12 protein-coding genes and 1 pseudogene are annotated in these 9,680 nt (G+C 63.5%); 9 read left to right on the forward strand and 4 right to left on the reverse strand.

Annotation, left to right across the window (positions count from 1 at the left end; translation table 11 throughout):
- A partial coding sequence (locus tag B3D39_RS14330; RefSeq protein WP_286789826.1) for a cbb3-type cytochrome c oxidase subunit I occupies positions 1-774 on the reverse strand: 774 nt, incomplete at its 3' end.
- 263 nt (positions 775-1,037) lie between these two features.
- Between B3D39_RS14330 and B3D39_RS14335 the strand changes: the two genes are divergently transcribed.
- Positions 1,038-1,877, forward strand: a complete 840-nt coding sequence (locus B3D39_RS14335) for a universal stress protein (RefSeq protein WP_078520407.1) — start codon at positions 1,038-1,040, stop codon at positions 1,875-1,877.
- Between the two features lie 48 nt (positions 1,878-1,925).
- Here the strand turns inward: B3D39_RS14335 and B3D39_RS14340 are convergent, their stop codons facing one another.
- On the reverse strand, positions 1,926-2,231 hold the full coding sequence (locus B3D39_RS14340) for a hypothetical protein (protein WP_158522119.1): 306 nt from the start codon (positions 2,229-2,231) through the stop codon (positions 1,926-1,928).
- A gap of 224 nt (positions 2,232-2,455) precedes the next feature.
- On the opposite strand from B3D39_RS14340, the gene B3D39_RS14345 reads away from it, so the two are divergent.
- The gene (locus B3D39_RS14345; protein WP_286789827.1) at positions 2,456-2,866 is read left to right on the forward strand and encodes a hypothetical protein; all 411 of its coding nucleotides are present in this window, start codon (positions 2,456-2,458) and stop codon (positions 2,864-2,866) included.
- A 12-nt stretch (positions 2,867-2,878) separates the two neighbouring features.
- Here the strand turns inward: B3D39_RS14345 and fnrL are convergent, their stop codons facing one another.
- The gene (gene fnrL, locus B3D39_RS14350) at positions 2,879-3,625 is read right to left on the reverse strand and encodes a transcriptional regulator FnrL (protein WP_078541984.1); all 747 of its coding nucleotides are present in this window, start codon (positions 3,623-3,625) and stop codon (positions 2,879-2,881) included.
- A 60-nt stretch (positions 3,626-3,685) separates the two neighbouring features.
- Here fnrL and hemN point away from each other — a divergent pair, with 60 nt between their 5' ends.
- The 5 genes from hemN (at position 3,686) to B3D39_RS14375 (ending at position 7,736) form a co-directional block, all read left to right on the forward strand.
- Positions 3,686-5,041, forward strand: coding sequence for an oxygen-independent coproporphyrinogen III oxidase (gene hemN, locus B3D39_RS14355; RefSeq protein WP_078541985.1), 1,356 nt, complete (start codon positions 3,686-3,688; stop codon positions 5,039-5,041).
- A 94-nt stretch (positions 5,042-5,135) separates the two neighbouring features.
- Positions 5,136-5,309 carry a DUF2256 domain-containing protein gene (locus tag B3D39_RS14360; RefSeq protein WP_274961477.1) on the forward strand — a complete coding sequence of 58 codons (174 nt, stop codon included), beginning with the start codon at positions 5,136-5,138 and terminating at the stop codon, positions 5,307-5,309.
- A 31-nt stretch (positions 5,310-5,340) separates the two neighbouring features.
- Positions 5,341-5,970 (forward strand): TetR/AcrR family transcriptional regulator, encoded by a 630-nt coding sequence (locus B3D39_RS14365; protein WP_274961478.1) that lies wholly within the window; start codon positions 5,341-5,343, stop codon positions 5,968-5,970.
- Positions 5,971-5,981: 11 nt separating this feature from the next.
- Positions 5,982-6,974, forward strand: a complete 993-nt coding sequence (locus B3D39_RS14370) for an MDR family oxidoreductase (protein WP_274961479.1) — start codon at positions 5,982-5,984, stop codon at positions 6,972-6,974.
- Positions 6,975-6,986: 12 nt separating this feature from the next.
- Positions 6,987-7,736 carry a sulfite exporter TauE/SafE family protein gene (locus tag B3D39_RS14375; protein ID WP_274961480.1) on the forward strand — a complete coding sequence of 250 codons (750 nt, stop codon included), beginning with the start codon at positions 6,987-6,989 and terminating at the stop codon, positions 7,734-7,736.
- On the opposite strand, the gene B3D39_RS14380 is transcribed toward B3D39_RS14375, so the two are convergent.
- Positions 7,733-8,737: a helix-turn-helix transcriptional regulator gene (locus B3D39_RS14380; protein WP_286789828.1), complete on the reverse strand. Its 1,005-nt coding sequence runs from the start codon at positions 8,735-8,737 to the stop codon at positions 7,733-7,735. The two genes, B3D39_RS14375 and B3D39_RS14380, sit on opposite strands and share 4 nt — an antisense overlap.
- 89 nt (positions 8,738-8,826) lie before the next feature.
- On the opposite strand from B3D39_RS14380, the pseudogene cysD reads away from it, so the two are divergent.
- Together cysD and B3D39_RS14390 are read left to right on the forward strand one after the other, a co-directional pair.
- Positions 8,827-9,432, forward strand: a pseudogene (gene cysD, locus B3D39_RS14385) (sulfate adenylyltransferase subunit CysD); the annotation flags it as partial.
- Positions 9,433-9,440: 8 nt separating this feature from the next.
- Positions 9,441-9,680, forward strand: a 240-nt coding sequence (locus tag B3D39_RS14390; protein WP_286789829.1) for a phosphoadenosine phosphosulfate reductase family protein, incomplete at its 3' end; no start/stop codon positions are given.

The raw sequence follows: 9,680 nt of genomic DNA on the forward strand, positions 1-9,680 counted from the left end.
CATCGCGTCCTGCACGCCCGAGAAGACCTGAACCGACTTCGAACCGAAGAACGAGACCGGGATCGACAGGTTGTTCACGATGTGCAGCATCGCGATGGTCACGATGAAGGACAGGTAGAACCAGTTGGCGACGTAGATATGGGGTTCCTTGCGCTTGAAGATCGTGCCGAGGAAGGCCAGCAGATAAGCGACCCAGACGATCGTCAGCCAGATGTCGACATACCATTCCGGCTCGGCATATTCCTTCGACTGCGTTGCGCCGAGGATGTAGCCGGTCGCGGCGAGTACGATGAACAGGTTATAGCCCCAGAACACGAACCAGCCGAGGCCGTTGCCACCGAACAGCCGCGCTGCCGAGGTGCGCTGCACCACGTAGAACGACGATGCGATCAGCGCGTTGCCACCGAAAGCGAAAATCACCGCCGACGTATGCAGCGGGCGCAGTTTGCCAAAGTTCAGATAGCCCTGTGCCCATTCGAAATTGAGCGCCGGATAGGCCAGCTGGAAGGCGATAATGACGGCGACCAGGAAGCCCACGACACCCCAGAAGGTCGTCGCGATCACCCCGGCGCGAACCACGCCGTCGAAATACTCGTTCTGAGCCACCGGCTGGCGGCTCCCCATGGTGCGAAGCACCCAGATGAATGCGATGGCCGCGGCCAGCATGACCTCGACTGCATTCACCTGATAGGCAAGATCGCGCGCGTAGCCGGCCGCAATGGCGGCCAGAACCGCCACAAGGCCAAGCGCGATCAGCTTGATATAATCCCACATTTTGTGCGTCCCTTCGTCTGGTCTGCCCCTGCGGCACCCTCGTAAACCGAGAATCCTCCTGGGCTTGACTGGAGTCCTTGTGGTCCGAGGGTATGCACGATGCCTTGATCTGCATCAAATGCTCGCGATCACAGTGCGCCATTCGGTCGCAGTTATGTGATATGACGGGCACCTCCCTTGATCCGCGTCAAAGTGCGGCCGATCTCTTCGGGTTAGGCTCTGGTCTCACATGCTTATTCGCTTTTGGCGCAAGGACAGGACCCATGGCTTACAAGACACTTCTCACGATCGTCACGGATCCCAAGGCGGCCGCGACGCAAATCGATACCGCCGTGGCCGTCGCCCGGCGGCGCGACGCCCATCTCGACGTGCTCTGCCTCGGCGTGGACCGCACGCAGACTGGATATTACTACGCGGGCGCGACCGCCTTCGTGCAGCAGGAAACGATGGACCGCGCGCAGGACGATGCGCGCAATGCCGAGACCGCTGTGCGCGCGCGGCTCGAAGCCGAAGATATCCGCTGGGGCGTCGATGCGGTCGTCTCGCAAATCGGCGCGATGCCGACCGTTGTCGGGCAGCGCGCCCGCTTCGCCGATCTGGTCGTGATGGGCCGCCCCTATGGCGAGGGCCGCGGGCCGGAAATCGAGGCCGCGGTCGAAGCCGCGCTCTTCGAGGGGCAGGTTCCGGTCGCGATCGTGCCCGACGGGTATAACGGCGACATGCCCGCCAAGCGCGTCGTTATCGCGTGGAATCAATCGCATGAGGCGATGCGCGCCGTCCGCGCCGCCCTGCCCGTCCTCAAATCGGCCGATCTGGTCGATATCACCGTAATCGACCCGCCCGCGCATGGGCCCGAGCGCTCCGATCCCGGCGGCCAGCTCAGCCAGATGCTGGCGCGTCACGGCGTCCATGCCGAGGTGTCGGTGCTGGCCAAGACCATGCCGCGCGTGTCGGACGTACTCAACCGTCATGTCAGCGACAGCGAGGCCGATGCGATCGTGATGGGGGCTTACGGCCATTCGCGCTTCCGCGAAGCGATCCTGGGCGGGGCGACGCGCCACATGCTCGAGATGGCAGAGGTTCCGGTGATCATGGCGCACTGAGCGCGCCACCTTTCTGAACGGATGACGGCGCCTCTCGGGGCGCCGTTTTCATGACCCGAAGTCGGTCTTTATGCCCTTCGCCTTGCCGAGCTTGCGGCAATAGCTGGCCCAGTCGCGGAAGTCCTGCGAGAAGGCCGCCATCTTGCCGCGCCCGCGCCAGTCGTCAAAGCTTTCACGCTGATGAACCGCGACCCAGCTGGCGGCATCCGTGCGCCCTTCAGCCTCGGCCTGCTTGATCGCCGCGCCTCGCCAGATCATCCCCGCCCGGTCGAGCTTTTCCGCCCGCGCGGGGTCGGACATCATCGTGCCGACGCCGTGAAACAGGCCCGAGCATTGCGCCATACTCTGCGACAATGGCTGCGCCACACTCAGGCCTGGAGCGGCAACGAGGAAGAAACAAGTAAACAGGATACGCATAAGACCTTCCTCGATGCTGCCACCCCTTGTTTACCTAACGACAGTGCCGAAACCGGGGCAGAACCCGCACGAATTCGCGACCTTGTCGCGACATCCCTGCCCTGCGCGGAACCCGGGTCGCGCTGACGGGTTGGCTGGTTAAATAAAGACCGGAGCCCCCAATGCCCCGCCATATCCTACCCGCCCTTCTCGCCAGCCTCGCCCTGCTCGCCGCTTGTCAGGAGATGACGCCGAAACAAGACGGGGCGATGCCCACGACGCTGCCGGAGGGCATGGTCGGGCGCTGGGGGCTGACGAAGGCCGATTGCGACGGCTCGCGCGATGACAACAAGGGGCTGATGGTGGTGAAGCCGGACAGCCTGCAATTCTACGAGTCGCAGGCCAAGCTCTCCGAGATCGACAGCGCGACCGACCGCGTGGTGCGGGCGCGGTGGAATTTCACTGGCGAAGGACAAACATGGCAGCGCGACATCGTGCTGACCCTGTCGAGCACGGGCATCTACCTCTCGCGTCAGGATATCACGCGGGACTCGATGAAGCCCCTCACCTATCGGCAGTGCGTGTCCCCCTGATCGGACGGATGCTCAGATGAGGAAACCGCCGTCGCTGTCATCACCTGCTTCCAGCAGCAGCCGATCCATATCCGGCACGGTGACATGGCGCTTGCCCTGCAGCTCGATTACCCCGTCGCGTTTCAGCGCGGACATCTGACGGCTCACCGTCTCGAGCGTCAGCCCGAGGTAATCGGCCATCGCCTCGCGCGTCAGCGGCAGATCGAACACCATCTGCCGGGCGCTGGGGCTCATGTTGATCGACGCATCGCGCCGCGCCACGATCGACAGCAGCGAGGCGATCTTCTCGCGCGCGGTCTTGCGGCCCAGAAGCAGCATCCATTCGCGCGCCGCGTCCAATTCGTCGAGCGTCATCTGCAACAGGCGCTGCGCGATATGGGGCGTGCGCTCCATCATCTCCTCGAAGGGCTTGCGGCGGAAGCAGCACATCAGAATGTCGGTGGTCGCGGTCACATTATAAGCGGCACGGTTGCGCCCGGGACGGCCCACGAAATCTGAAGGCAGCAAAAGGCCAACCATCTGCGTGCGCCCGTCCTCGAGCGTCTGCGTCAGAGTCGCGATGCCCGAGACGACCGAGGCCACGAAATCCATCTGGTCGCCGGCCCAGATAATCGTCTGGCCTGCCTCGAAACTCCGGTAATATTTGATCTTCTCAAGCTGTTCGAGCTCGTCTGCATCGCATCGTGCGCACACGGCGCGATGTTGGATCGGGCAGTCTCCGCAGGCGAGCGAAGCAGGCTGAACGTCATCATGTGCCATGTGGATATTGCTTGATCTGGGTCAAATTCTGTTGCGCGTCTTACATCTAAAGATACGCCTATGGAACAGGAATCGCAACTGACCCGGCTCGGGCTCTTCGACGCACGGGTGCCCCGCTACACAAGCTACCCCACCGCCCCCCATTTCGCGGGCGATGTTGGGCCGATGGAATTCGCGCACTGGATCGAAGCGATCCCCGAAGGTGCGTCGATCTCCCTTTATATGCACGTGCCGTTTTGTCGCCGGCTGTGCTGGTTCTGCGCCTGCCGTACGCAAGGCACGCAAAGCGAAGAACCGGTGCGCGCCTATGCCGAGACGCTGCTGGCCGAACTGCGTCTTTTCAAGGAACGCTTGGCCCCCGGCGTCACGCTGTCGCGGCTGCATTGGGGCGGCGGCACGCCGACGCTGATGCCCGGAGACATGATGCGTCGCCTCGCCGATGCGGTCTTCGACGCGGTGCCCATGGGCGAAGGTGCGGAATTCTCGGTCGAGATCGACCCGAATGAGATCGACGCCGAGCGCATCGACGCGCTGGTCGAATCCGGAATGAACCGCGCCTCGATCGGGGTGCAGGATTTCGACCCGCAAATCCAAGGCGTTATCGGGCGCGATCAGAGCTACGAGATCACCAAGGCCGCGGTCGACATGATTCGCGAACGCGATGTCGCGAGCCTCAACGCCGATATTCTGTACGGGCTGCCGCATCAGACGCCGACGAAGATCGCGGACTCGGTGCAGAAGCTGCTGTCGCTCGGCCCCGACCGGGTGGCGCTTTACGGCTACGCGCATGTGCCGTGGATGGCGCGGCGCCAGACCATGATCCCGTCGGACCACCTGCCCACCCCGCAGGAGCGCCTGAAGCTCTTTGAGGTGGCGCGCGAATTGTTCGTGGCCGACGGCTATGACGAGATCGGCATCGACCATTTCGCCCTGCCGACGGACGGCCTCTCGATCGCGCAGAGGGCCGGCAAGCTGCGGCGCAATTTCCAAGGCTATACCGACGATCAGGCCGAAGCGCTGGTCGGGCTCGGCGCTTCGTCGATCTCGCGTTTCCCGCAGGGCTACGCGCAGAACGCACCCGCCACCTCAGCCCATACCGCGGCGATCCGGGCGGATCGGTTCTCGACCTCGCGCGGGCACCGCTTCACCGCGGATGACAAGATGCGCGCGCGTCTGATCGAGGCGCTGATGTGCGATTTCGAAGTGAGCGCAGCGGAACTGGTGCAGGACTTCGGCGCCGATCCGGAAGAGCTGTCCGCGCTGTTCGCCACCTGCGCCGAGCATTTCGGCGACATGGTTCAGGTGAGCGCGGAGGGACTGCGCATTCCGGTCAAGGCACGCCCATTGACCCGGATGATCGCGCGCCATTTCGATGCCTATGATCTGTCGAAAGCCGGGCATAGCTCGGCGATCTGATCGCAGGGAAGAGGGACGAGAGAGGGGTCGCGGCGGCGGCCCCTTTTCTTTTGCGCGGGTCATCCGGGGCCGCGCCCGCCGCGTACCGCCCTGAATGAAGATGCGCCGCAAATCCGATCTGCCGACGAAGCTCTGTGCCAGCTGTGGCCGCCCTTTCGCGTGGCGCAAGAAATGGGCCCGGGATTGGGAGAGCGTGCGCTACTGTTCAGAGCGCTGCCGCAGATCGATGAAACCCGGCGCGATGCAGGGTGAAAATCGGGGCAATTGATTTATCATACCACATGGTATATTAATTCCGCATGACCGCTACGCCAGCCCCATCGCGCCGTGGCCGCCCGCGCCGCAAACCGGAGGATCAGGACGCCCGAAAGGCGCTGATCCGGGCGGGGCTCGCACAATTGACTGAGCGCGGATACGCAAGCGTCGCTCTCGAAGAGATCACCGCCGCCGCTGGTGTTACCAAGGGCAGTTTCTACCATTACTTCCCGACGAAAGCGGCCTTCGGCGCGGCCTTGATCGATGCCTATGGCAGCTATTTCGAAGACAAGCTCCGTCGCGCCTTCGACCGCACCGACCTCAGCCCCCTCGCCCGGCTCACTGCCTTCACCGAAGAGGCCGAGGCCGGAATGGCCCGGTTCGATTTTCGCCGCGGCTGCCTGATCGGCAATCTCGGTCAGGAGATGGGCAGCCTGCCCGAGGAGTTCCGCACCCGCCTGATCGCGGTGTTCGAGCGCTGGCAAAGCCTCACCGCGACCTGCCTTCGCGCTGCGCAAGCGGCGGGCGAGATCGGCCCCGATCATGACCCCGACGCCCTCGCAGAGCTGTTCTGGACCGGTTGGGAAGGCGCGGTCCTGCGCACCAAACTTCAACGCAACCCCGAGCCGCTGCGCCGTTTTACCGACGGCTTCCTGCGGCTAGCCCGAAGCTGAAAGGATACCCCATGGTCAAAGCCATTCTGATCGAGAAACCCGAAGAGACCCAGAGCGCCGCACTCAAGGAAATCGACCTGCCCGATCTGGCTGAGGGCGAGGTGGCGGTCGACGTCGCCTACTCGACGCTGAACTACAAGGACGCGCTGGCGATTACCGGCGCGGGCCCCGTGGTGCGCAGCTTCCCAATGGTGCCGGGCATCGACTGCTCGGGCATCGTCGCCAACAGCAAGCATCCCGATTTCGCCAAGGGCGACCGGGTCGTGCTCAACGGCTGGGGCGTGGGCGAGAAACACTGGGGCGGGCTGGCCGAGCGCGCCCATCTGAAAGGCGACTGGTTGGTGAAACTGCCCGACGGAATCTCCTTGCGTCAGGCGATGGCGATCGGCACCGCGGGCTACACGGCGATGCTTTGCGTAATGGCGCTTGAGGCGCATGGCGTGACGCCCGAGAGCGGCGAGGTCGTCGTGACCGGCGCGACCGGCGGCGTGGGCAGCGTGGCGACCGCGCTTCTGGGCAAGCTCGGTTATACCGTGGCCGCCGTCACCGGACGCCCCGAAGAGGAAGACTACCTCAAGGGCCTCGGCGCTTCCTCGATCGTTCCGCGCGAGGATGTCTCGGGCAAGCCGCGCCCGCTGAACAAGGAACGCTGGGCCGGGGCTGTCGATGTGGTCGGCGGCGAAGTCCTCGCCAATGTCCTGTCGATGATGACCTATCGCGGCACCGTCGCGGCTTGCGGTCTGGCGGGCTCGATGAACCTGCCGACATCCGTGGCCCCCTTCATCCTGCGCGGCGTGACGCTCGCAGGCGTCGACAGCGTGATGTGCCCGCTCAAAGACCGCGTCGAAGCATGGCGTCGCCTGGCCGCCGATCTCGACATGGACAAGCTGGCCGCGATCGAGACCGAAGTCGCTTTGGAAGACGTGATTGCAACCGCGCCGAAATTCCTCGATGGAAAGGTGCGCGGACGGATCGTCGTTCCGGTCGCACCTGACCTTGGCTGATTACGGTAGATAATGCTGTCTTTTCTGATCCTCGCGCTCGCCGGTCTCGCGGCGGGCGCTTTGAATGCGGTCGCGGGCGGCGGGACGTTCCTGTCCTTCCCCGCGCTGGTCTGGACCGGCGTGCCGCCGATCACCGCGAATGCCACCGCGACGCTGGCCGCCCTGCCCGGCTATCTGTCGAGCGCCTGGGCCTTCCGCCACGAGCTGCGCCACAAGGGGCCGATGGCGCTGCGCACGATCCTGATCGCGGCCGTCGCGGGCGGTTTCCTCGGTGCGCTGCTGCTGCTGATCACCCCTGAAAAGCTGTTCGCAGGCGTGGTCCCGTGGCTGTTGCTGCTGGCGACGGCGGCTTTCGCCTTCGGGCCGTTGCTGTTGAAAGCGCTGCAGCGCTCGGGCCGCACGATGGGCGCGGTTTCGGCCTTCGCTCTGCTGATGGCCGTGACGATTTACGGCGGCTATTTCAACGGCGGCCTCGGAATCATGCTGCTCGCGGCGCTCGGCCTGATCGGTTTCACCGATCTGCACGCGATGAACGGGTTGAAGAACCTCGTCTCGGCGGTGCTGTCGCTGGTCTCGGTCGTGACCTATGCGATAGCCGGGCTGATCGACTGGCAGGCGGTGCTGGTGCTGGGCATCGCAAGCGCCATCGGCGGCTATCTGGGCGCGCATCTGTCGAAGCGGATCACCAATATGGCGCTGCTGCGCGGCTTCATCATCGCGGTCGGGCTGGTGATGGCGGCGGTCTTCTTCGCGCGCGGCTAACCCAGCCAGAGCGCCGAGCCGAACATCTTGCGCAACAGCCCCGTCTGGCCGCTAACCCCGGCCCGGGCGTAGATCTGCTTCGAGGTCGAGCGCGCGGTCTCCAGCGTCCAGCCCAGTCGCTCGGCCGCGTCGCGCAGGCTCGCCCCGTCGCACAGTAGCGCCGCGAGCCGCGCCTCGGACCGGTTGAGATCGAGCGCCCCGGCGATCCGCGTGACCGGCAAAGCCTCGGCCCGTGGCATGTCGCGCAGATGACCGATCAGCGCGGAGCTGCCCCGCCACAGCCCCGACGCGAGCCGGAGAATACCCCGCCCCTCAGGTCCAAGCGGGATCGGCCGGACGACCTCCCGCCCCTCTCCAAGTGCAGCAAGGTTCTGACGAAAGCGCAGCGCGGCGTCGGGTTCGGCGAATTCCGGGCGCGCGCCCATGCGTAGACGTAACCAGCCTTGCGCGTCGAACGCCGCCGCCACGCGCGGATCGAATGCGAGCACCGTGCCCGCAGGCGTCAGCACCACCCAGCCAGCGCCGAGCGCTTCGGCAGCCTCAGTATCACGCGCAGCACGGGCTCGCTCGCCACCGAGCGCCTCGCGGATCATCATCGCCTGCCCCAAATGCGGCGCAAGCGTCGAGAGCGCCAACGCCTCTGCCGCACGAAAATCCCGATGCGGGCGCGCGATCATCAAAACAGTTTGACCCGCCGCCCCCGCCGCGACTTTCAGCGCGCGGAGCGGTCCGGGCCATTCGACCTCGCCCGGCAGATCGATCTGCGAATAAACCCGGTCGAGGCGCATCGGATGCAGACGAGCGGCATCGGGCAAGGCAATCCTGCCAACCTGCCAGCCTGCGCCCTCCCCTTCATTGGCGAGGATCTGCACCGCCGCGCCCTCGGCATGAGCGACCGCACAGAGCCGCTCGAGAAAGCGCACCCAGCCAGCCTTTCCCGCCTCGCTCGCCGCCGCGAAGAGCGCGTTGATCAACAGTGTGTTCTCGGACTGACCCAACATAAGCCGTATTTACCCCTCATTTGGGGGGTTATCCAGCAAAACCCGACGCCTATATCTTGGAAAACCGCGTTCAGACAGAGACCTCCCTCATGAACAAGACCCTGACTCACCTGCAGCGGCTCGAAGCCGAGAGCATTCACATCCTGCGCGAAGTCGTGGCCGAAGCCGATAATCCGGTCATGCTCTATTCCGTCGGCAAAGACAGCGCGGTGATGCTGCATCTCGCGAAAAAAGCCTTCTACCCTGGCAGCCCACCATTCCCATTACTTCATGTGGACACAACTTGGAAATTTCGCGACATGTACAAACTTCGGGATAAATCTGCTCAACAAGCTAAGATGGATCTACTTGTATTCCAGAACCCTGAAGCATTAAAAGAGGGAATTAATCCATTTGACCATGGTGAGAGGCACACTGAGATGTGGAAAACAGAGGGACTAAAATTGGCCCTCAATCTTCATAAATTCGATGCCGCATTCGGAGGCGCAAGAAGAGATGAAGAAAAATCTCGTTCAAAAGAACGCATTTTTAGCTTTCGCTCAAATAACCACCAATGGGAGCCAAAATCTCAACGACCAGAACTTTGGTCATTATATAATGCCCGAAAAAAAACTGGTGAAAGCGTGCGTGTCTTTCCCCTATCAAACTGGACTGAATTAGATATCTGGCATTATATTTACCAACAAAANNGCCCTTCCCGCTGATGCATGTCGACACGACGTGGAAATTCCAGGCGATGTACAACCTGCGCGACAAGGCCGCGAAGGATGCGGGGATGGAACTGATCGTGCACCAGAACCCCGAGGCGAAGGCCAAGGGGATCAACCCGTTCGATCACGGCTCGCTGCATACCGACATGTGGAAGACCGAAGGGCTCAAGCAGGCGCTCGACAAGCACGGATTCGATGCAGCCTTCGGCGGTGCCCGCCGCGACGAGGAAAAG

This window comes from Thioclava sp. UBA3469 (assembly GCF_002378135.1).
In the GTDB taxonomy this organism is placed as follows: Bacteria; Pseudomonadota; Alphaproteobacteria; order Rhodobacterales; family Rhodobacteraceae; genus Thioclava; species Thioclava sediminum.

Coding starts and splice junctions, on each gene's coding strand:
- B3D39_RS14335 (WP_078520407.1), top strand. CDS start 1,038: ATGGCTTACAAGACACTTCTCACGATCGTCACGGATCCCAAGGCGGCC.
- B3D39_RS14345 (WP_286789827.1), top strand. CDS start 2,456: ATGCCCCGCCATATCCTACCCGCCCTTCTCGCCAGCCTCGCCCTGCTC.
- fnrL (WP_078541984.1), bottom strand. CDS start 3,625: ATGGCACATGATGACGTTCAGCCTGCTTCGCTCGCCTGCGGAGACTGC.
- hemN (WP_078541985.1), top strand. CDS start 3,686: ATGGAACAGGAATCGCAACTGACCCGGCTCGGGCTCTTCGACGCACGG.
- B3D39_RS14360 (WP_274961477.1), top strand. CDS start 5,136: ATGAAGATGCGCCGCAAATCCGATCTGCCGACGAAGCTCTGTGCCAGC.
- B3D39_RS14365 (WP_274961478.1), top strand. CDS start 5,341: ATGACCGCTACGCCAGCCCCATCGCGCCGTGGCCGCCCGCGCCGCAAA.
- B3D39_RS14370 (WP_274961479.1), top strand. CDS start 5,982: ATGGTCAAAGCCATTCTGATCGAGAAACCCGAAGAGACCCAGAGCGCC.
- B3D39_RS14375 (WP_274961480.1), top strand. CDS start 6,987: ATGCTGTCTTTTCTGATCCTCGCGCTCGCCGGTCTCGCGGCGGGCGCT.
- B3D39_RS14380 (WP_286789828.1), bottom strand. CDS start 8,737: ATGTTGGGTCAGTCCGAGAACACACTGTTGATCAACGCGCTCTTCGCG.